At 38.0% G+C, this 21,539-nt stretch carries 19 protein-coding genes, 1 pseudogene and 2 riboswitches; of the genes and pseudogenes, 1 reads left to right on the forward strand and 19 read right to left on the reverse strand.

The window, feature by feature from the left end:
• Positions 1 to 211: 211 nt before the first annotated feature.
• Positions 212 to 302, reverse strand: a riboswitch (cyclic di-GMP riboswitch).
• 465 nt (positions 303 to 767) lie between these two features.
• The 4 genes from LJE11_RS16365 to LJE11_RS16380 all read right to left on the reverse strand — a co-directional run bounded on the left by LJE11_RS16365 (position 768) and on the right by LJE11_RS16380 (position 7,731).
• A complete protein-coding gene (locus LJE11_RS16365; protein ID WP_118614894.1) occupies positions 768 to 4,139 on the reverse strand; it encodes a hemoblobin-interacting domain-containing protein in 3,372 nt (1,123 codons plus the stop codon).
• A 317-nt stretch (positions 4,140 to 4,456) separates the two neighbouring features.
• Positions 4,457 to 5,746: an SANT/Myb-like DNA-binding domain-containing protein gene (locus tag LJE11_RS16370; protein WP_227296240.1), complete on the reverse strand. Its 1,290-nt coding sequence runs from the start codon at positions 5,744 to 5,746 to the stop codon at positions 4,457 to 4,459.
• 98 nt (positions 5,747 to 5,844) lie between these two features.
• Complete coding sequence (locus LJE11_RS16375) at positions 5,845 to 7,530, reverse strand: recombinase family protein (RefSeq protein WP_118614897.1); 1,686 nt, start codon at positions 7,528 to 7,530, stop codon at positions 5,845 to 5,847.
• A gap of 15 nt (positions 7,531 to 7,545) precedes the next feature.
• On the reverse strand, positions 7,546 to 7,731 hold the full coding sequence (locus LJE11_RS16380; RefSeq protein ID WP_227194820.1) for a hypothetical protein: 186 nt from the start codon (positions 7,729 to 7,731) through the stop codon (positions 7,546 to 7,548).
• A 605-nt stretch (positions 7,732 to 8,336) separates the two neighbouring features.
• Here LJE11_RS16380 and LJE11_RS16385 point away from each other — a divergent pair.
• A complete protein-coding gene (locus LJE11_RS16385; protein WP_020993865.1) occupies positions 8,337 to 8,540 on the forward strand; it encodes a hypothetical protein in 204 nt (67 codons plus the stop codon).
• A 280-nt stretch (positions 8,541 to 8,820) separates the two neighbouring features.
• Here LJE11_RS16385 and LJE11_RS16390 read toward each other — a convergent pair whose 3' ends face one another.
• The 15 genes and pseudogenes from LJE11_RS16390 to LJE11_RS16450 form a co-directional block, all read right to left on the reverse strand.
• Positions 8,821 to 9,603 (reverse strand): EFR1 family ferrodoxin, encoded by a 783-nt coding sequence (locus LJE11_RS16390; protein WP_118614900.1) that lies wholly within the window; start codon positions 9,601 to 9,603, stop codon positions 8,821 to 8,823.
• Between the two features lie 378 nt (positions 9,604 to 9,981).
• The gene (locus LJE11_RS16395) at positions 9,982 to 11,034 is read right to left on the reverse strand and encodes a GGDEF domain-containing protein (protein ID WP_227296242.1); all 1,053 of its coding nucleotides are present in this window, start codon (positions 11,032 to 11,034) and stop codon (positions 9,982 to 9,984) included.
• 48 nt (positions 11,035 to 11,082) lie between these two features.
• Positions 11,083 to 11,265 (reverse strand): annotated as a pseudogene (locus LJE11_RS20525) (transcriptional repressor); the annotation flags it as partial.
• A 42-nt stretch (positions 11,266 to 11,307) separates the two neighbouring features.
• Positions 11,308 to 12,069 carry a peroxide stress protein YaaA gene (yaaA, locus tag LJE11_RS16405; protein WP_062807672.1) on the reverse strand — a complete coding sequence of 254 codons (762 nt, stop codon included), beginning with the start codon at positions 12,067 to 12,069 and terminating at the stop codon, positions 11,308 to 11,310.
• Complete coding sequence (locus LJE11_RS16410) at positions 12,069 to 12,524, reverse strand: peroxiredoxin (protein ID WP_118614906.1); 456 nt, start codon at positions 12,522 to 12,524, stop codon at positions 12,069 to 12,071. The genes yaaA and LJE11_RS16410 overlap by 1 nt, the downstream gene beginning before the upstream one ends.
• A 3-nt stretch (positions 12,525 to 12,527) precedes the next feature.
• Positions 12,528 to 12,740 (reverse strand): DUF6219 family protein, encoded by a 213-nt coding sequence (locus LJE11_RS16415; RefSeq protein WP_055054222.1) that lies wholly within the window; start codon positions 12,738 to 12,740, stop codon positions 12,528 to 12,530.
• A gap of 582 nt (positions 12,741 to 13,322) precedes the next feature.
• Positions 13,323 to 13,457, reverse strand: a complete 135-nt coding sequence (locus LJE11_RS19855) for a hypothetical protein (RefSeq protein ID WP_255610875.1) — start codon at positions 13,455 to 13,457, stop codon at positions 13,323 to 13,325.
• Between the two features lie 44 nt (positions 13,458 to 13,501).
• A complete protein-coding gene (locus LJE11_RS16420; protein ID WP_227296244.1) occupies positions 13,502 to 16,360 on the reverse strand; it encodes a response regulator in 2,859 nt (952 codons plus the stop codon).
• Positions 16,361 to 16,538: 178 nt separating this feature from the next.
• Positions 16,539 to 16,614, reverse strand: a riboswitch (cyclic di-GMP riboswitch).
• 237 nt (positions 16,615 to 16,851) lie between these two features.
• Complete coding sequence (locus tag LJE11_RS16425) at positions 16,852 to 17,754, reverse strand: ABC transporter permease (RefSeq protein ID WP_227296245.1); 903 nt, start codon at positions 17,752 to 17,754, stop codon at positions 16,852 to 16,854.
• The gene (locus LJE11_RS16430; protein WP_227296247.1) at positions 17,754 to 18,665 is read right to left on the reverse strand and encodes an ABC transporter ATP-binding protein; all 912 of its coding nucleotides are present in this window, start codon (positions 18,663 to 18,665) and stop codon (positions 17,754 to 17,756) included. The genes LJE11_RS16425 and LJE11_RS16430 overlap by 1 nt, the downstream gene beginning before the upstream one ends.
• 16 nt (positions 18,666 to 18,681) lie before the next feature.
• The gene (locus LJE11_RS16435; protein WP_120062654.1) at positions 18,682 to 18,951 is read right to left on the reverse strand and encodes a hypothetical protein; all 270 of its coding nucleotides are present in this window, start codon (positions 18,949 to 18,951) and stop codon (positions 18,682 to 18,684) included.
• Positions 18,952 to 18,990: 39 nt separating this feature from the next.
• Positions 18,991 to 19,161 carry a helix-turn-helix domain-containing protein gene (locus tag LJE11_RS16440; RefSeq protein WP_008371604.1) on the reverse strand — a complete coding sequence of 57 codons (171 nt, stop codon included), beginning with the start codon at positions 19,159 to 19,161 and terminating at the stop codon, positions 18,991 to 18,993.
• The gene (locus LJE11_RS19860; RefSeq protein WP_255601813.1) at positions 19,149 to 19,283 is read right to left on the reverse strand and encodes a hypothetical protein; all 135 of its coding nucleotides are present in this window, start codon (positions 19,281 to 19,283) and stop codon (positions 19,149 to 19,151) included. Before LJE11_RS19860 ends, LJE11_RS16440 begins: the two co-directional genes overlap by 13 nt.
• Positions 19,284 to 19,476: 193 nt before the next feature.
• Positions 19,477 to 21,030, reverse strand: a complete 1,554-nt coding sequence (locus LJE11_RS16445) for an ATP-binding protein (RefSeq protein WP_227296248.1) — start codon at positions 21,028 to 21,030, stop codon at positions 19,477 to 19,479.
• A 102-nt stretch (positions 21,031 to 21,132) separates the two neighbouring features.
• Positions 21,133 to 21,399 carry a hypothetical protein gene (locus LJE11_RS16450; protein WP_227296250.1) on the reverse strand — a complete coding sequence of 89 codons (267 nt, stop codon included), beginning with the start codon at positions 21,397 to 21,399 and terminating at the stop codon, positions 21,133 to 21,135.
• Positions 21,400 to 21,539: the final 140 nt, after the last annotated feature.

A 21,539-nucleotide genomic window follows, 5' to 3' on the forward strand; every position in this document is an offset into this window, starting at 1 on the left:
ATAAGAAATTTAGACGCAAGATTGTTCTAGAAATCAACTTGTTGGTACACTAGTTTTGTTACCCATTTTTGCATACAAAAAGGACACCTGCCAAAATCTCTGCCAGTGTCCCTACTATATTTCTTTAAAATCACACATCTATATAGTATAAAAGGTATCGGAATCTCTTCTGTTCAAACAGCTTTTCCATATATTATGATGATATGGAAACAGTGGCAATCGGCTGACATGGTCAAGCTTTCTGACTTTAGTCCCTTCTGGCTTTGCGTCCCTGCCTTTCAACAGGTTTGCCTTTAAAATAATTTTCAGTTTTTCCAAAAATAAAATACCATGTGGCTTTTCTTACGTCAATAATATTTTGGTGGAAAATTTACATATATTTTAACCGAATCAAGTAACTCCCCTGTGGAGGTTACGAAAAGCAATAAGCAGTGGGTGAGGACCTGCTGTTTATTTTTCTAATCCCACGGAAAAAATGCCCATTCGCCATTTCCAACATACCATCTTTCATACCGCCGATAAAATCGAATCTATAAACATGGAAAGTTACTGTCCAGCTAACCCCTGAACAGTAACGGTTCCAATACACACTTTTTATTCCGTAGGGTTCTTTCCGGTTTTCCACATAAACTGCTAGTAAAACTGGTATCTTTTTTCTTAAAAGCGAAATCTCTGCAACATTCCTGACAAATCAGAGGGGATACTGCAATGTATAATGTGCATTGCCGGTATCCCCTCTGATTTATTCAACCATTATTCACAATTTTTTATTTCATTTTAACTTTTCTGACATTTGACCATTCACTGAATGTTTTTGAATTATCCTCAGAAGTACGGTTCCATGCATGTAAACCAATATAATAAGTGCCTGATTTAACATTCTTAAATGTAACAGTTACTGTATTTCCTTTTATCTTTTTTACATAATAATTTTCTCCGGAAACAGCAGGGCATTTCTGTCCGTTAGTTTTGGTAAGGGTATCACTGAGAACTACATCATAGCCCTGAGCGTTTTTGCTCTTCGTATATTTTACTGTCACTGTGGAGCCTTTAACAGTTACCTTACTGATCACAGGTGCTTGTGGCGTAATGGCACTCACATCTACTTTATGGATCTCAGACCACTGTCCAAATACTTTTTTGCCATCTTCACCCTTAAGCCATGCGTGGCATGCTACATACCAGGTTCCCTTATCCATATATGCAAATGCAGACTTCAGTTCTTCCTGATTTTTCAGGACCTTTGTATACTGTCCTGTTTTGAGCATATCCTCAGAGGTGCCGATCACATAATCATATTTCAGAGCACCCTTACACTCTTCATTCAGCACCATTTTTACGGAGTTTTGGGAAACAGATACATTCTTTATAACTGCTTTTGCAGGTCTGGTATAATTTCCGTCTGAATCTGTGATACTTCCGTCTGTACTGTAGGTATTTCCTTTTGTATCTGTTACAGTTTCATCTTTATTTACAGTTGGCTTTTTACCATCTGCATCAGGTGTCAGCTTCGTGCCATCCGGAAGTGTTACAGTTCCATCTGAACTGATCACGATTCCTTCCGGTGTAACAAGGTTTCCATTTCTATCTTCCTCAGTTCCCTCCGGGTAAGCATCCGGTATCGGAGTAACAGTTGGTACCGGCGTTACTGTTGGATTCACTGATGGTGACGGATTTACCGACGGTGATGGATTTACCGATGGTGATGGATTTACGGTCTGTATGATTGTGGTATCTGATATAGTACAGTTCTGAATTTTATCATCTGGTGTTTTTGTAATGTCACTCCAATATGTATCCGGAGCAGATTCACTGTTGGAAGTTATTTTTTTACCATTTACTGCTGTTCCTTTTGTAGAAGGAGATATAGTGACAGATTCAGTATACGCTTTACCTGGCTCCGCATTTTTGTTCATAAATGAATAAGCAGAACCCCCCTCCAGATATGCTTTTGCTGTTTCTACATTTCCGGTGCCCTCAACTGCATTGCCACCGTTATCACCATCTCCTCGTCCTGCAACAGCAATCAACGTTCCTGCTCCGGAAATCGTTCCGTTGTCAAGAATCACCGCTGCACCGCCAACTGAAGTAGTTGCTATGTTTCCTCCGCCGTATGCTGCAAGCTGGCTGCCCTCGCCAATAGTAAGTGTTCCGCTGCTGACTTTCAAGGCCGGCTGTCCGCTGTAGCTTTTTCCTGTGGCAGGATCTGTTCCTGTGGCAGCTTCATCACCTTTGATATATACTTTTCCTTCTACCTTTACATTTCCGCTTATCACAACAACAGGTGATGTATTGTGACGTGCCTGTGTTCCATTGGGAAGGAAATTAGTGTTGGAGTAGATCATGGAATTCTTTATGGTCGCTCCATCATTCAGAATCAGCTGTCCATTAATGGAAGTACCTGTCAGGAATTTTCCGCTATAATCATCGTGATTGACAGATATTGTTCCACCATTTTCTACTTCAATCTGTCCATATATGGAAGAATCTCTCAGATTCAATGTTCCGCCATTTTCTACTTTTATCTTCACACTGCTGAGAACCTTCATATTGACCATTGTAAGATCACATCCAGCCGGTATGATCAATGTCTGGGTTGTAGCTTCTCCCTCTGAAACAGCATATCCCAGTTCTCCATATGTACCGCTGGTGTGAGAGCCATACCAGGCTTTAATCTCTGCCGGGACTGTTACAATATCATCTGTATCATTAAAATCAGGAATTACCCATGGATCCATATCATACATGTATTTTCCATCTGCAGTCTTGGTTGCATTTTCAAGCTTCAGATGATCTGCCAGTTTTTCCTTAGTACTGTAAACCTTGAAAGTAAGCTCATTACTTGTTACTGTACGCCCTGATTCATCAGTTACTGTAACATTGACAGGATATGTACCGATTTTAGCAGGAGTTCCGCTGAGAGACAGAGAACTGTCATATGTGGAATACATCCCTGCCATCCCACTTTCACTGTCAATGTTTACCTTTGTATTCTTTGTGTCAATTTTTACACCTGTTTCTTTTAACTCCTTCCAGTCAGCTTCAACAGGTTCCTGCCCATCCGGAAGATCAGCTGCTTCCACAACTACATTACTGTTTTTGTTGGATGAAACAGAAGTGGATGCCCCTGAAACTGCATCGTATTTCTGCTGCCCTGTAACAGCGCTTTCGAAGTATCCTTTTAATCTGACATGAAGAGTGTTCACTCCGTTAGATGCACCGTTAATATTAGTTTCACCGGAATCAGCTGTAACAACTTTGAAGTCATTTCCTTCTGCAGTTACCTTAAGATAAAGTTCTTTATATCCATCACTTTTTATTGTAATGACATTTCCAGTATGAAGTACAGTTGAATCAAATACAACACGATTATTACTGCTGTCTGGACAATATGCTTTTCTGCCATATAATGCTATTGCATAATCTGTTTTATCCCATACTGTCCCATCTACAGATATTTCTTTGATTTTACTGATATAATCAGAAACATTATTTTCATCAGCTGGTTTAATGATCTTGTAGTCTGTACCTGAAATTTCCACTTGATCTCCCGCAAATGTTGGCGCATCTTTGGTCTGTTCAGTTTCAGACTGTGAAGTTACTTTTTCAACGTTCCAGTGTTTTCCGGTTCCTGTTACCTTTAAAGTAAGATCCTTGTATCCGGTACTGGTGATTACAATCTCATTACCCACTTCAAGTCTATCTGGAGATAGTCCAACATAACCGTCTGAGTCTTTTTTAATATATGTTGTTCCTGTAAGATTCCACGAATAAGTTACTTCATTCCACTCTGTTCCATTAATAGATATTCCTGTAATTTGCTCAACATACCTTGAGTTAAGAGAAGTTTTTAGTTTACAAACATTCGCAAAAGAACCACTTTCATATTCTGCTATCACCTCCGGCGGTTCTTTCACACTTTGTGTACCCTCATCCTGAGCCACCTGTACATTCTCCTGCTCATCCGCAAAATCCGGTGTTCCCGATCCATCACTAAAGGAATCATCATCTGCCTCCTGTGTGATCGCTGAATCCGTAGTCATTGAATCTGTAAATATGTCTGCTGCACATACCGGTACAGAAGCAATCATGTTTGCCGCAATTGCCATAGACATCAGAATTGCCATTCTTTTCTTCATCTGTTTCTTTATCCTCCTGTAATATGATATCAGGGGCCAAAGATGTTTCGACCCTGACTTGAAGCTATCTGTGTATCATCTCATTTCAGATGAAGCGGATAAAATCATCCGATTCACCCCATTTCTGCAGTGGAAATTTAAATGATCAAATCACGCAATAGTTTGCTTTGGTTAACTCTGTTGGTTAGTATATTCTAACCTGCGTGAAAATGCAAGAGAATTATTCTGCATCTGTTGAGAAAGTATCTCATAAATCAAGCAGTATCCTGTTGACAAATTTTTATCATTTCACAGCAAGATAAGACAGAATAGAGCAATTATGGCAATTCCATAAAATAATGCAGGTAATAAATCAGGTAACATCCTGCTATCAGTCTGAAAATATCATCTTCTATCTCTTTTTCGCTGCTGTTTAAAGTAATTTTGTTTCCTTCTATCTGAAGCCCCATTGTATCCGCGAGATTCTCAACCCGTTGCCTGTCATATTCTTTTTCATCCAAAAGAACAGACTTCTCATAAACCCTGAATTTTCCGGTTTCATCACATTCCAGTCTCAGATGCAGTTCAGGGAGTTTTCCGGGTTTAAAGGTTATCTCACTGTATGTCATAGATTGTCTTACTTTTGTGATCCCCTGTTTCACTGCCAGTATGATCCATTCATCCAATACAGGTCCTTTATACATAGGAAGTCCATATTGCAGATGTAATTGGGCTGCCTTGCTGATGCAGGCATTTCTGGTACGGTTATTCAGACGTTTATAAACATTGCTGCCCTCAACCGGGTAGTATTTCTTCAGTATCTTCTCTTCGGCTTTTGTCCATGGATCATTGGTTTTCCTGCTTAATCCCAGAATCATCGCTCTGTATTTGCATGCCTGAAGAGATCTTTCAGGAATAAGAGTATGCACATATCCGGCACCTTTTTCTTCATAATATCGGGAAATGATCGCATCCTCTTCCTGTGTCCATGGAAGTCTGTTATTGTCTGATCTGACATTTAAGTACTTAGCTCTGGACTGACAGGCAGTCAGAGTTCTCCCTTCCAATCGTTCTGCTGCCTTCCTGCCTTCCGCTTTGTAATATGTTCTTATAATTTCATCTTCTTCTGCAGTCCATTCTTTTCTTCCCTGTATGCAAAGACCTAATTTGGCAGCTCTTTTATTACATGCCTCTTTGGATCTTCCCTCCAGTCTTTTCTGAACTTCAGCACCTTCTGTCGGATAATAGTTTCTCAGAATTTCATCTTCGCTGCTGCTCCATTTTCTGTTTGCCCCGGAATAAGTAAGTCCTAATGCAGCAGCTCTTCCTCTGCAGGATTCTGCTGATCTCTGATTTAAGCGATAACGTACCTTACTGCCCTCCGCAGCATAATACTCTCTGAGTATTTTATCCTCTGCCTCTGTCCATAATCTGACATATTTAACATCATTCTGTACAGTTGCTGAAGAGGAAATGTTTTTGGATATTTCCATTTTTGATGCCTGGATCCTGCAGCTTTTTGCAGTTCTTCCGGATAATCTTTCACAGACCTGATCTCCCTCTGCGGGATAGTACTTTCTTAACATTTCGATTTCATCGGCTGTCCATCTTTTTTTCGTATTTGCCATGTCTTACACCTGTTTTATATATTATTTCAAACTGAAATATTCACTACTTCTTACTTTTCGTAACCTTCGCAAAAGAATTCCATATGTGAGTGCAATATCTACATAGAAATTCCTGAATGTACAACATATTCATACCCTGTCTCCGTAGTATAAGTTTTTTCCTGTCCCAGTGACGGAATAACAGATTCAGAGCTGTGCAGACTTCCACTTTTAAATACGATCATCACTTCTGCTTTCTTTTCATTAACCGGAGTTATTTCTATATTATTGATTGTGTTTTCAATCATGGCTCTGGTGATATCTTTGGGTTTTACGCAGGAATATTCCTTTGCATAATCTAATATCCTGTCCATCTGATCTGTCAATTCTGTTTTTGAAAGAGGTTTCATGCTTTTCAATTGTTCCAGATTCGCTTTTTTCTCTGCTATCTGCTGTGTAAAAACCTTGTTTCTGCTTAAAAATTCCGCATCAGAAATGTAGCCGCCCATATTGTAATCCAGCAGCTTATCTCTCTTCTGTTCCAGTACTGTTATTTCATGCTGTATGTTGTCAATTTTTTCTTCAGTTCCTTCTGTTTTGTTAATCTCTTTCTCATAAAGTTCCAGATACTTATGCAATATACTTTTATTGCTTTGAGCCAGATTGTTATAAACATCCGATATCATCTCCAGCAGGATTTCTTCTTTTACCGGTTTTGATCTGCAGGAAACTGCGCCCTGTTTTATGCGATGACTGCATACCCAGGTCTTTGCGGCTTTTCCGCGGACAGTTCTGACTTTCAGCCAGTATGCAGCTTTATCTTCCGCACAATGTATAAGTCCGGTAAAAAGGTTGTCCTGCTTATAGGAAGTTTTTTTCAACTTGATATTTTTACTTCTTTCTTCCAGAATCCTGTTTGCATCTTCCCACAGTTTTTCATCCACAATTGCAGGGACATGGTTACCATCGTCTTTATACATCACCCATTCATCTTCAGGCAGGAATTTCTGTTTCTTAGTAAAGAGATCAACTATTTTTACTTTTCCACCAACATAGTAACCCTTATATTTAGGATTTCGGATAATATTGGCAATCACATGGCTGTCAATCTTTCCCCCTTTATAATTTCTGTATCCACATTCCCATAAAAATTGTTCCAGTGAATGGGTAGACCAGTTTCCCAGGGCATATTTTTCAAAAATAAGCTGTACCATTTTTGCCTCTTTGGGATTCAAAAACAATTTTCCGTTTCGCTTGTCCCATCCATATATATGTGAATTACCAAGAACCACACCGTTCTGTATGGATCTTGCATGACCGAAACGCACACGACTTGAAAGTTTTCTGCTTTCTTCCTGTGCAATACCGGACATAATCGACAGCCTGAGTTCCGAATCCTCATCTAATGTATTGATATTGTCATTCCTAAACCAGACAGCAGTTCCACAGTCCAGAAGCTCTCTTGTATATCGTATACTGTCTAATACGTTTCGGGCAAAACGGGTGATCTCTTTAGTTATGATAAGATCAATTTTCCCGGCTTTTGCATCCTGGAGCATTCTCTGGAATTCCTCTCTGTGGGTTACGGTAATACCGGAGATTCCTTCGTCTATATAACCATCCACAAGCGTCCAATTCTTTACGTCTGAAATCAATTGTTCAAAAAAAGTCCACTGATGCTCAATAGAGGTTTTCTGTTCCTCCTTATCCGTACTGACTCGGGCATAATACGCCACATTCAGTTTCAGATCAAATATATTTTTCTGCCGGGATTTCAGTTCCTCACGTGTTGCATAAATATCCATCTTATTCCTTTCCAATCAACTGATTCGCTGGCAATATTCATCTGAACTGTCCATCTGTTCTCCATTCTTCGCGACTACTGTATTGAATGTACTCAAGGTTATAATGTCTTTCTGGATACTGCTGTGCAGTTTTTCGGAAATCTGTCCATTATCAAGCATTTTGTCATTAATCATTGTCAGTACAACCTGTTCCAATGTCATAAGCATTCCTCCTGTTCTGTATGTTATAATGTGCAATTTGGCATAGAACTATCCAGCGGTAATATGATGAATTTCATAAAATTATTATAACTGATTCAAAGATAATTGTTTTTGAGACGAAAAAAATCCGGAACAGCAAAACTACAGAATAAAAACATGATTCAATTACCAATCCTTTCCAGTATGTCTCTTCTCAGATAGTCGGCAGGCAAAAAGTGAATTCGAATTCACTTTTTATTGTGTGTGACGATACTCATAAACGACGCATATGTCAAATGCTTTGGTAACGTTGAAGAATAGGACAGTTCCAAACAAAAAGTGTCTTCGACACTTTAACTCCCCTGCCCCCCCTCAATCAACTTGAGGGATCAGGGATTTCTTTTTTCATCCTTTTATCTCCAGTTTCTCCGAGGAAAGCCAAAACCAGAATAAAGCCAGCTATCACAAAGCAACAGCGAAAAAAAGACACCCACAGTTAATTCCGAACCCTGTGAGTGTCCAAAAACGAAAGGAATAATGAATTATCAAAAATAAAATCTAAGGTGGACAGATTGCTTTGTCTATTGTAATATATGCTGTATGGAATTTTACGAGGAGGATTTATCATGGAAGAAAAAATACTTAATTTTATTCTGGAATGTGCAGAAGTCCAGAAATTGGTTCCATTCTCACTTATCGAAGAAGAATTTAATCTTATTCTGGACGAAGCCTTAAAGTCTGTTATTACGGATGCTCTCTGGGATAATGATACTATTTCTGACGTAACTATAGGAACTGATGGTTTTACTGTCACATTTTTCGAGAATTGATCGTAAATATCAAACTAATCAACTGATGACACGAACACAGCCAGAAGCATAAACAAAGTATCTGATAAGCAGACATGATCTAATACCCCCTTATCAGATACTTTTTTATGTTCCATATCTTGCCTGCAATTTACGACCGTCTATAGCAATCCTCGTAAATAATGCATTTAAGAGAGTTCAGCAGAGTGCGAAAGACAAGGAAGATATCTGCAGGCGTGCTGACGCAAGGCAAAAATATCTGACGCAGATTTCACACTCTGATGGACTGAATTAAGATGCATTATTTTAGAGGATTGCTATAGTCATATTTCTCAAGCCCCAGATTCTCAAAACAATATCTGGGCTTTCCAACACTCTTCCTGCCATATTCGATTGCCTCAGCCGGACAATAGCAGATGCAGGCCATACAATGCGTACAATGCTTTCCCCATACAGGTTTCTTATTTTTCATTGTCACATTGTTTAACGGACAGACTTTTACACATTTGCCGCATCCGGTACAGGTCTGATCTGCATAAAATGCCTTTGCTTTTACAAATGCCGCATAGAAGATATCATTCACCAGACCACTCTCAAAAGATGCACCGAAGCCACTTTTTGATGGAAGCTTCTCTCCATGTTTGATTGCCAACACAGCTTTAGAAATATCAGGACCTGCTGCCGCAACGATTTTCTTTGCTTTCTCCACATCGGGAGCATTAAACATGGCAATGTAATTCTCCGGCATAATGATCTGTGCCGTCCCCATATGCTTTAATCCTTTTTTCTCACTCAGTTTTCGATTGTATATATCTGCGCCACCAATACCGCTTCCGCAGCTCATCACATACCAGACATTCTTCGCCCCGACAAATTCTGTCTGTCCGATCCAGTCAGAAACCACACGCGGGATCCTCCATGCATAAGTCGGCACCACCACTACCAGATTCTCTCCTGTCTTAACAGACCCGGTATCGCCCGATTTGATCCGTTCGTTCATACAGATCAGTTTTTCCTGCAAGCTGCCGACAATCCTCTCTGCTACATATTTACTGTTTCCCGTTCCTGAAAAATAAACAACCATGTCATTTCCTCCTCGCGCCGTTTTATCCTAATAAAAAGATATCACATTCGTTCCATTTTCTCAATATCCGCGGAAGCCCTACTCCAGTATCATTGATCTGTTTTCCATCAAACTCACCATATACAGAAAGTCAAAAAACACCGCAGATTTCTCTGCGGTGCAACCCGGAAGTATAGCGATAACTTCATGACAAATCTTCATACCAATACGGAATTGTTCAAAAATCTTTCGGAGTCTTACTTGCTTAATTTATGATTGTATTATAAACTGACTTTCGTGATATTATCACACAATAACATAGTAAAAACTCTATTGGTTTTTCCAACAGGGTTCTATCGATTACTCATTTAAGAAGATTCATCTACTCTGAGCTGAAAGCTAATTATATTTCTTGCATAACTGTTTATTTTTATACATATAAGCATCTGCCTCATCCAATAACATCTGCATTGTACTCGACATATCATCGGAGGATAATGCCCATCCGCAGGCATAGTCGATTGGTATTTGATTTTCATAACTATTTAATCTGTTTTTTTCTCTGTACAATGATTTTAATATCACCTTAATTTCCGCCTCGCTTGTATGATAAATGACTGCTATAAACTCATCTCCGCCATATCTTCCAACAAAATCCTTTTCTGGAATAACACTGCGCAAAAGCTTTGCGAAATTCAATATTAACTGATCTCCTGCGGAATGTCCCATTGTATCATTTACAGTTTTTAGATTATCTAAATCAAACATTATGCATGCTGTAGGATCTGTAATTATATCTTTTTTATTAAGTAGCTCATTACAGGCATTTTTATTTGGCAGTCCAGTATAGGCATCTATGAATGCTTTCTGTTCCAGCAGTCTGTTTTGCATTGCCATCTGCATTGCCCTTAGAGTCTGCATAATAACCAATATCACCAGACTCAACATATCAAGTGCCGACAGAAGCTCTATGGTACGAATCTTTATAGCAATCTTTTCTGAATAGCTTTCTGCGGCAGAGACAGTTTCATCTGCCATCGTAAAATATATTTCACTCATATTAACAATGTCTGTATTTTCGTATCCCTTGTTTCTTACTGCTTCAATCTCTTTTTTCAATTTTTCCCAGTAATCACTCTGAATTTGCAATTTTTCCAGATATTCTTCGTCATTGAGTTTTACCAGATCATAATGTCCATCCTGATATCTTAATCCAAGAAAAATATCATCCAAATATTTAATTAATTCTTCATTTTGGTTTCCTGTAATTTCTAATTTTACTTCGCGCTGTGTAGCTCCACGTACTAGGCCTGCATAATTTATTACGCGTGCTGTCCCCTGTAGCCTACTAATCTGAATCATCATAAAAATAATAAGAACTACTAATATCAATATAAGGACACTCTGTATAATACCTATTATATTTTTACTTTTTTTCTTGTTTGTCTGCATTTTGCAATTTATCCTGAACCTTAAATAATATTCATTTCAATAACTATGCTATTCCTTTACTTTCTCCCTGCATTTTGGGCAAATACCTTTAAATGAAATATCATAATCTAAATATTTTATTCCATTCGTGTCATGAATCATTTCTATCAAGTCTGATATTTCATCCACGTCTACACCTGATACCTCACCGCATTTTACACACCTGACATTGTAATGATTTTTTAAGTTAAATCGAATCACTTTATTAAAAAAATACCTACAATAAGTACCTTTTTAATAAGATGTTATCTCTATTCTGCGTTCAAAAATATATTCCGTATCTGACGATAGATCATGCCTGAACGCATAGCCAAGTCTGTCAAATTTTTTTATATCCTCAGGATTTTCAATACTATTTTCAGCCATGAACCTAACCATTTCACCACGAGCCATCTTCGCATATGTACCTTTTGTCACCAGTTTATCTCCTGATAACTCGCAAAATACAATTGTAATATACTTATCCCGTAATGTCAGATACTTTTCTATAGATTTGGAATATTCTTTTGATGCCAGGTTAATTATAATCCTACTGTTGTCGATCACTGAACAATACAACATATCTCCCCAGTATTCATATAAGTTTTTTGCATCTCCTATGCCGACTTTTGCCTGCATTTCCAAGCGGTAAGGTGTCACGCCATCCAACGGTTTTAGAACGCCATAAAACGCAGATAGTATTCTCAAATGATTTTGTACATACTCAAACTGACTGTCCTCAAACACGGATGGGGCCATATATTGAAAAGCAATTCCTTCATATGATAAGACAGCTGGAGTAAGTAAATGATAAAGATCCATGTTTTCCAATCTATTGAAGTTCTGTTCTGTAATTTTGTCATTACATTTCCAAATAGTCTTCAGTTCTTCTTTTGACTTACTTTTCAACCAACTTTGTATCTCTGTCGTCTTTTCAATAAATTCAGGCAATCCATCCGGCGCTATGCTGTCAGTATCTGTAATCATCTTTTTAGCAGGGGATAATATTATCTTCATTAATCTAATTCCTTAAGCATATTTTCAGGATCATCTGCTGCTTTGACTTTATTATTGGCTTTGATGATAACTCCCTGTTCATCGATAAGATATGTAGTTCTTACCACACCCATAGAAACTTTGCCATAATTTTTCTTTTCTTTCCATACATCATAAGCTTCAATAACTTTCCGCTCTGGATCTGCTAAAAGTGTAAATGCCAGTCCATATTTTTCCTCAAATCTCTTATGAGAGGATACAGAATCCTTACTGACTCCAAGAATAACTGCACCTTTTTCAATAAACTGAGGATATCTCTCGGAAAAACCACATGCCTGTTTCGTACATCCCGCTGTATTATCCTTGGGATAGAAATATAATACTACTTTTTTTCCTGCATAATCCGATAATCTGTGTATTTTTCCATTTTGATCTGGCAACTCAAAATCAGGTGCCTTGACCCCTACTTCCAACATTAATTATTCCTCCCTCTCTGTAACTTTCTCTTTATTCGCCTTTTTCTTCCTATTCCCGGAAATCATTTTATGCCCTGTATATATCGCCATTGTCATACATAGCATAGAGCTTAACGCAAAGTATTTGTGGCTTGATTTTAACCCTTTATGTCCAGTGTAAAAAGTACCAATCATTGTGATCAATGCTCCTACTGACCAATATTTATGTGCTTTCATATAATTCCTCCGTCTTTTATCTTCGGTGTTTTTAATTGTAATTATACTATACAATAATCAGATGTCAATTTGATAATGAAACAATCAGGGCAGCCGGGGCTTTGACAGTTACATCGATTATAAAGTCCATTAATCCCGCATAAACTCTAGGTTTTCTTTGTCAATCAATTTGTTTTGATTTATAGTAATGTCGAAAGTAGTTGAATTATTTTAAATCAGATAGTATTATCTTTTATAGAATCTTATCTATTACTGAAGTAACGAGAATGCGACGCGCAGTTATTCAAACACTTTGAATACATCAAATCCCGGATCTTCTCTCTGGTATATTATCTTCTGTTTTTCATTTATTATAGTTAATTGCCCCGAACTTGCATTGTAATCAATCGAATTTATGCCACTGTTCGATTTGAAGAAATCGATTTTTTCCTGCATAACCTTGATAAGATTCTGTGAATAAATCTGGTTCGGTAAGGATTTATCACTAACCTCATACAGACGGTCAAGGGAAAGCTTCTGACACACCCCTTTCAATGTGTGCGCACTGCGGAAAGCATCTTCATAATTTTTATTTTCCAATGCCTATTTTAACTGTAGATAACTCTGGTCTTCAAGGAACTTTAATGTAAATCTCTGAATCAGTGCTTCGCTGTGAAGGCGTCCCAAAACAGCCTCATAGTTTCCTCCGATAGCTTTATAGCACTCCTGCATTGTCATCTTTTAGCCCTGTCAATTGTATTCCACTAATTCATGAACCTCTGCTAATCATTATGAACATACCTTAAAATCGTTTTTATAACTTCCTCAATCACAATCGGCTTTGACAAATGTGCATTCATTCCTGCTTCCATACACTTTTCTGCATCTTCCCTAAATGCATTTGCAGTCATAGCAATGATAGGGATTGTTTTTGCATCCTGCCGTTCCAGGGATCTTATTGTTTTTGTGGCAGTAAGCCCATCCATCACCGGCATCATGACATCCATTAAAATAACATCGTATGTTCCTGATTCGCAGGCTTCAAAGTGCTGAACAGCTTCTAACCCATTTTTCACTGTTTCTACTTTAGCCCCATTTTCCGTCAGTATAAATTCTGCTATTTCCGCATTCAGCTCATTATCTTCAACCAATAATATCCGGACACCTGATATATCTGCATTGAAATCTTCTTTTTCTTCCAGCCGTGCATTCGTATCAATTTTAAATGGAAGTATTACAGTAAAACAGCTTCCTTCACCAAGCTTGCTTTCAACTGTTATGGTTCCGCCCATCTTTTCTACAAGTTGTTTCACAATAGGCATTCCCAGACCTGTCCCATTATAATCAGAACGTGGGGAATTATCTGCCTGTACAAATGGAGTAAACAATTCATTTTTTATAAATTCTTCTGACATTCCAATTCCATTATCTTTTATTTTAAATTCACATGTCATGTGATCTTCTGATCTTTCAATCGTTCTCATACTCATGTAAATAAAACCATTCACCTTATTGTACTTCATACTGTTTGTAAACAGATTCATCAATATTTTTTTCAGATGAACTGCATTGCTCCAAACATATATACCACTGTAATCATCATGTTCTCCTATAACATGAAGTCCTTTTTCTTCTGCCTGAAAAGATAGTGACTCCGTGATTTCCTGACATACCTGATCCAGATTGATGGATTCATCACTAAAAACCACGGTATCCGATTCTAACTTTGCCATATCCAAAACATCATTTACCAATGATAATAGCAGTTTCGAAGACTCATTTATTTTATTCAGGCAATCTTTTGCCCGTTCACCATCATTTCCGCTTTTTTCAAGAATTGTAAGCATGCCCATAATGCCATTGATCGGTGTCCTGATGTCATGAGACATGTTATTTAAAAAGGAAGTCTTAGCCTTATTGGCACTCTGTGCTTCTACAAGTGCATTTTGTAATTCCTGCTGTTTTTCTTCAAGCTCCTGATTCAGCTTCAATGCCTGCTCAGCAGACTTCTTGGATTTTTCTTCCGCACGTTTTGATTTTTTCAAAGAATCAAGAATTATACACAGGGCAACAAAAATAGAGATTCCAACTATGAGTGAGACAGCCAGTAAATTGTCCTGAATAAAATCCTTCGCTGTAACTTTTCGTGAGGAAACATTATACGAAACTACTGCACCTGAAAATTGAGTTGTAGGCATAGATGTCAGTGTTTTATTCAGAATGGACAAAAGAACCGGTTCTCCCTGCTGAACAGCAAATGAAACATCAGCTTCTTTTGTCAGGAAAACACTATGAAGCTTATTATTTTTCAAATAGTCTGAAACAGTACCTGAATTGCTTACAATACAATCCGTCTCCCCTTTCTGCATTGCTTTTACTGCTGCATCTGATGTCTCATATTCCACAACCTCCCATTGCGGATAATTGTATGAAAGATATGCTTTCAATGCAAAATTATCTTTTTCAACGGCAACTATATTCTCTTTATTTTCATCAAAAGAATCCTTTGCCGTAATTGCTGCCATATTGAGAGTCAATAGCGTATCCGACAAAGCAAATCCATTTGTTTCTGCAAAGTATGGATTCTGGTTTGCATGAAAAATCAGGTCTATTTTTCCATCCTGCAATGCCTGAAGCAGTTCACTTCTTGTATCATATCCATTTAATTCAAATTCCAGAGTCTGACCTTGCAGACAATTTTCTGCAAGATCCACATAATCTGTGATAACACCTGTCAGTTTACCTGTTGATGGATCTACACTGCTGATACCTCCATCCTGATTCAGATACCCAATCCTGAGTGCACCATGCCGTCCAACCCACTCCCTTTCTTCTTTTGAAAGAAACGAGCTGCTCTGTGCAGAAAGATAACGCCTGTAGAGATCATCTGTGTAAAATGGGTTGTCATCCTTGATTCTGCGCATAGCACTATCCAGTGCTTCTTTGATATCCGGACGTTTGGGATTTATAGCGAAATAGATTTCTGTCTCTCCAATACTTGTAATCGGCGAAATCTCCGATTCTTCCCAACGGGGTTCTTCTACCGAAACGAAGCAGTCAATTTCATGTTTCGACAGTTTGTCCATAACTTCTGCGGTATTAGAAACATTGACATGCTGCGTATGCAGACCATACTTTAACTCCCATTCGTTAAGCACATCCTCCGTTATATTATCTTTAAACACACCAATATTTTTTCCCTCAAAAGAATCCAAATTTCCTGCTGTAAGATCCATATTGGATGCATCCGTATAGATGTAATATTTCTCTTCCCCCATAGGCATATCGGAAAAAAGCATATTTTCAGCACGTTCGTCTGTATAGGAAATGCCAACAAGAATATCAATCTCTCCATTTTTCAACTGTGTAAAGCAGTTTTTCCAATCACTTGTTATGTATTTATATGTCCATCCTGCATAACCTGCAATATCTTGAAGATACTCATAACCATAGCCGCTTCTTTCTCCCTTTTCATTGACTACATTATAAGTTTCCTCAAAAGATCCTACCCGGATAACATGATCAGAATTTTCTTGGGCAGATGTGGAAACAGGAAAAACAACCAAACATATCATTGTGCAAAATATAAAATAACAAAATTTGAAATTTCTTATATTCTGTACTAATTTGCACTTCTTCATCTTTCTCCCACCCTCCAGGCTACAGTTGCTTGCTTGCTTCCAGATTTTAATTTTACATTCATTAATTATCAATAACCTCCCCGCTATTTTTCACAATATTTTTCCAAACAGCTTCTGTATTACTTATTCAAGTGCTCTATCATAAAAAAGCACTGCCAGACAGACAGTGCACCTCATTTCATGCAACTGGCTGCCATTTTACAGGCCCTGTAGCTTTGCGTCCCAGACTTTCATCTGGTTTGCCGATTTCCATATTATAGCTTTAATACTTATGCAAAAAACTGGTTTTATTATACTATAGCACTCTACTGTACACAAGAAAAACATTACCGTTTTAACGCCAAAAAATAAAAAAAGAACAGCCGATACATATACTCGAACCGTTCTTCTACTTCCGAAGACCACGCAGCATTGACATTACTGTTTCCTGCTCATTTGTACTCAGATCGTTCCATATCCCCAGAACTTTCACCCGCTAAAAACAATATTTCCTATCGTCTGCCTTCACCCGCTGACAACAATGTAACCACATAGTAAATAATTCCAAATACAGCTATACTTCCCATCATAATGCCAATCATCTGATTTATACTCACCACATTTCCATGAAATACCGGATTGCAATCAAGCGTGTCTCTTATCGCTTCAACCATTTCATCCGGATAATTTTTTCTCTCCATCTCTCTGAAAACTCCGTGAAGCATATGATTCTTAATCAATGAAGTGGCATATGTACTCGGAAGATAAGACAGTGCCTTCTGAAGACCTGGTCCAAAATTTGAAATCGGCATATAAGCACCACATATAAAACCATATCCTGCGCTGACAATTGTACCTACAGCCGAAAGCTGTCCCTGTGTTGTCAACGGAAAGCTAATGATACTTGAAAGCGTACTTCCAAACAGGACGAGCAATATCATATCAAATAAAACCCATAATATGTCTGCTGTATTCATATACCATCCCATTTTAAGTAAATATCCCAGACATAATACAAATGCAAGTGCATTGACCATCAATGAATTAGCTACTGTTGACAGAAAATATCCCAAATAAATTTTTTCCTTGCTGACCGGTGCAACATTAAAATCCTTCCTTGTTCCATTTGCCTTGTCCTGCACCATAGTCAGATTCACACAAAATGTTACAGTAATACAGCTTACTGCCATAAGTGATGCTGTCAGTTGTGCTGCTACGGTTCCATTAATAAGCTTATCCGAAATCATAATCATATCCGAAATCGCTGCTGTAAAAGAATCTCTGAAAACCTTTGCAAGAAATGTAGCATAAAGAACAATCAGAATAACTGGTGTGATCATTGATGTAAACAACATACCTTTATCTTTAAAAAACAGTTTCCTGTTCCTGTCCATTAATGCCAATACTGTTCTCATCAGCATTCACCTCCAAGCTTCTTTCCTGTGACTGCAAGAAATACATCATCCATTCCGCCTTTTACTACTTCATAATCCATGAATAGATCCTGATGCTCTACAATAAGCTCCGTAGCTTCTTTCGTATTTTTTACTTTTATCTGATATCCGTCACGTATTTTTTTATATTCTCTGTTCAATGACTTTATTTCATCTTCGGAAATACCATAAACAGACACTATATCCTGTACATAATCATTTTTAAGTTCAAACGGTGTACCTTCTGCTACAACACTTCCTTTGTCAAGAATTACAACATAACCAGCATTGGCAGCTTCTTCCATATAATGTGTAGTCAAAAATACTGTCATATTTTCTGTTTTCTGAAGCTTCTCGATAACATTCCAGATTAACTGCCTTGTCTGCGGATCAAGCCCTGTAGTAGGCTCGTCAAGAATCAAAATCTCCGGTCTGTGCAATAATGCACGGGCAATATCAATTCTTCTTCTCTGACCTCCCGACAGCTTACCTACAGGTCTGTTTAAAAACTCGTCAAAATCCAGAATCTCGACCAGCTCCTGTAATCTCTTATCAAAGGCATTTCCTGTAATGCCGTATAAAGCAGCTCTGCTCTTTAGGTTTTCTTTCACCGTAAGCGGTTTATCAAGTACGCTATCCTGAAACACAACACCAAGCATTCTTTTTGTCTGTGCGCCGGCTTTGTCAGTTTCTATTCCGTTTACCTGAACCGTTCCGCTGTCTTTTTTCTGCAATCCGCAGAGAATGGAAATGGTTGTACTTTTCCCTGCACCGTTTACTCCAAGAAACGCAAACAATTCTCCTTTTTTCACACGAAAGCTCAAATCATTTACCGCTTTTACTTCGCTAAAGCTTTTATTCAGATGACTGATTTTAATGATATCTGATTCCATATCTTCTCCCTTTGTTTCATCTTTCCTTAAATGACGCAGTATACGTTGGATTTACCTTTTTTAATAGAATCCATATGTTAAAAAGTAATATGAAGGCGAAAATCGTCCATATCCATGCCTGTGGCATTAAATAAAGGATTCCGTTTACATCTCCACCACCAAATGCTCCACTGAGTAAACACAAATATATTGGATCCAATACCAGCATAATTACTGTTATATAATAAAAAATAGCCTTCACAAGCTTATTCTTTATTTCACAAATTTTATCCTTAAAATATACCAATGTTCTGGTCTTCCCATAAGCATTATAACCTCCAATACGTCATCTATTTTTCTTTCGAGGATCTGTTGGCTTTACCGCATCTTTTGGTATTAGCCAAGTCTTTCCCTTTTTCTCTGCTCCAGGCACTCTTCCCTGGCTACATAAAAGAGAAATTCTTCTAGATGAAATTCCCCATATTTTTGACATTTCGATCGTTGTTATATAATCCATAATTTTCCTCCAAACGATACAACAAACCTATTATAAGTATATTCTTTTATCGGAATAGTTTCAACCAAAATTAAGTTTTCTTCTAGGTTGTTTGATTTGTTATTGTTTTCTAAGATTTTCACAAAAAAAATCCTCCTTTCGTATGTACGGATGCGTGAAAGGATGAAAGACGCATCCGGCCAAGAAAAAAGAGCCTACGGAAAACTCCGTAGACCCTCATTGCTTTTCTGGCGATTATAATAATATCACATCAAAAGAGAAAAGTCAGTGCAAGACCAGTGCAAACTTTTCATCAGAATTAACTTCTTTGTTTTCCTAATCGTGTTTAATGTATTTAGTGATAGTATCGATTAATTCCTCCATGTTAATCGGCTTGGAAATATGGTCATTCATGCCTGAATCCAGGGATTCCTGAATATCATCTATAAAAGCATTTGCAGACAAAGCTACAATTGGAATCGTAACTGCATCGGACCGCTCTATACCCAAGGCTCGAATGGCTTTTGCTGCTTGGTGTCCATCCATGTTTGGCATCATAATATCCATCAAAATAAAATCGTATGTGCCTCGTGGATGATTTTTAAACAAATTCACAACTTCTTTTCCGTCTGATGCGCGTGTTACGGTCATACCAGCATCTTCCAGCATTATCGTAGCAAGTTCAGCATTTAAATCATTATCCTCAGCCATAAGAACATGAATACCCGTCAAATCTCTATGTAGATGTTGTTTTTGTTCTGATTGAATAACCTGTTCTGTCAACTCCAGTGGGATCTCCACTGTGAATGTAGAACCTACACCTTTTTTGCTCTCAACAGCAATTGAACCGCCCATCATATCCACATATTTTTTTGTGATGGCCATACCAAGACCGGTTCCCTTATATTGGGTTCTGGCATTATCATCATCTTCTTGTGAAAACGGATCGAATAATTTTTTCTGGAACTCTTCGCTCATGCCAATACCGTTATCTCGAACAACATAACGAGTTATGATATGTTTCTCATCCGCTCCTGGGTAACTGCTGATATCCAAAGTAATCTTTCCGCCGTCCTTTGTGAATTTCACAGCATTGCCCAGAAGATTCACCAAAACTTCTCGGATACGCACAACATCCGCAAGGACATATGGGTTCTTTGAGATTTCTCGATGTACTTCAAACTTAAGATCTCGATTATAAAGAAGTCCATTCATAATCGCCTGGACGTTATCTGTCAATTGAGTAATGTCCATTGGCTCGGGCGAAATAGTAACTTTTCCACTTTCAATGCGAGTAAAATCCAGAACGTCATTCAACAAAGAGAGAAGATGATTCGAACTTTTTTGAACTTTCTCCAAGCTATCATGAATATCTGAAACCGTGTTCTGGTGAAGCGCAATGTTTGTAAATCCAATAATGGCATTCATCGGCGTTCTGATGTCATGGCTAATACTAAGCAAAAACGCAGATTTTGCTTTGTTGGCAGCATCTGCTTCCTCAGCGGCGGTCATTAATAATTGTTTTTGTTTTTGCTCTTCTGCCTTGCTTTTCTGGTAAACATAATAGGTATATAGACAAATTAAAAGCAATACAGCTCCTGCGACTAAACCGCAGATGATGGAAATATGATTCGTCTTTTCAACCATTCCATAAGCTGATTGCATATCCATTTCAATGCAAAATGCGCCAATGATTTCTCCTGTCCCATCATAGTTTGCGCTTACAGGATAGCAAGCCGTAAAAATCGGGCCCCATGTTGTATCAATGATATCCTGAGAGTACACATTCTCCCCAGAAATAGCCCTATCAATATACGGGACCATTTCTTCCTCAATATAATCTCCAGGGCGTCTTACATCATCCGCATCCGGATCCAAACCGTCTACCACATAAACAAGTTTTCCTTCTTCATTTTTTTTAGCGGTGTAAATATATCGAGTAGAATTCAGTGTTCTGATTTCATTGAAATATGAAGAAATATCCTTATATAATTACTTCTTTTCATCAGATTGATCTTTGATTTGATCAAAATCTTCTTTGCCGATTCTTCCATTCACAAGTTTGTGTACTGCATCTGCACTCGCTGTGTCACGTGTGATTTCTGTTTCAAGGGCGGTCTTAGTGTAAGAACTTTGCAGAATATATGTGTACGACGCTATTACAAAAATCATCAAAAGCCCCGCAATCACAAAGATACTGCCTGTATTCTTCAGCCTAAGGAGTTTTTTCAAATTAATTCCTTCTTTTGTTTTCTTCATGCTGCTCATTCACATCCTCTAAATCCTAATTTATCAATTTTATCATAGCACATTTTCATACAGTTTTTAATTCCAAAACTTCCAAGTGACATGCTCCCACCACTTAAATCCCAGATTTTGAAGTGGGGGCTTCTTGCTCA

It is taken from the genome of Blautia sp. DFI.1.216, from assembly GCF_020594215.1.
GTDB lineage: Bacteria > Bacillota > Clostridia > Lachnospirales > Lachnospiraceae > Blautia_A > Blautia_A wexlerae.

Bases quoted from the DNA above. Each gene is read 5' to 3' on its own strand.
- LJE11_RS16365 (WP_118614894.1), bottom strand. From the start codon at position 4,139: ATGAAGAAAAGAATGGCAATTCTGATGTCTATGGCAATTGCGGCAAAC.
- LJE11_RS16370 (WP_227296240.1), bottom strand. From the start codon at position 5,746: ATGGCAAATACGAAAAAAAGATGGACAGCCGATGAAATCGAAATGTTA.
- LJE11_RS16375 (WP_118614897.1), bottom strand. From the start codon at position 7,530: ATGGATATTTATGCAACACGTGAGGAACTGAAATCCCGGCAGAAAAAT.
- LJE11_RS16380 (WP_227194820.1), bottom strand. From the start codon at position 7,731: ATGACATTGGAACAGGTTGTACTGACAATGATTAATGACAAAATGCTT.
- LJE11_RS16385 (WP_020993865.1), top strand. From the start codon at position 8,337: ATGGAAGAAAAAATACTTAATTTTATTCTGGAATGTGCAGAAGTCCAG.
- LJE11_RS16390 (WP_118614900.1), bottom strand. From the start codon at position 9,603: ATGGTTGTTTATTTTTCAGGAACGGGAAACAGTAAATATGTAGCAGAG.
- LJE11_RS16395 (WP_227296242.1), bottom strand. From the start codon at position 11,034: ATGCAGACAAACAAGAAAAAAAGTAAAAATATAATAGGTATTATACAG.
- yaaA (WP_062807672.1), bottom strand. From the start codon at position 12,069: ATGAAGATAATATTATCCCCTGCTAAAAAGATGATTACAGATACTGAC.
- LJE11_RS16410 (WP_118614906.1), bottom strand. From the start codon at position 12,524: ATGTTGGAAGTAGGGGTCAAGGCACCTGATTTTGAGTTGCCAGATCAA.
- LJE11_RS16415 (WP_055054222.1), bottom strand. From the start codon at position 12,740: ATGAAAGCACATAAATATTGGTCAGTAGGAGCATTGATCACAATGATT.
- LJE11_RS19855 (WP_255610875.1), bottom strand. From the start codon at position 13,457: ATGACAATGCAGGAGTGCTATAAAGCTATCGGAGGAAACTATGAGGCT.
- LJE11_RS16420 (WP_227296244.1), bottom strand. From the start codon at position 16,360: ATGAAGAAGTGCAAATTAGTACAGAATATAAGAAATTTCAAATTTTGT.
- LJE11_RS16425 (WP_227296245.1), bottom strand. From the start codon at position 17,754: ATGAGAACAGTATTGGCATTAATGGACAGGAACAGGAAACTGTTTTTT.
- LJE11_RS16430 (WP_227296247.1), bottom strand. From the start codon at position 18,665: ATGGAATCAGATATCATTAAAATCAGTCATCTGAATAAAAGCTTTAGC.
- LJE11_RS16440 (WP_008371604.1), bottom strand. From the start codon at position 19,161: ATGGATTATATAACAACGATCGAAATGTCAAAAATATGGGGAATTTCA.
- LJE11_RS16450 (WP_227296250.1), bottom strand. From the start codon at position 21,399: ATGAAGAAAACAAAAGAAGGAATTAATTTGAAAAAACTCCTTAGGCTG.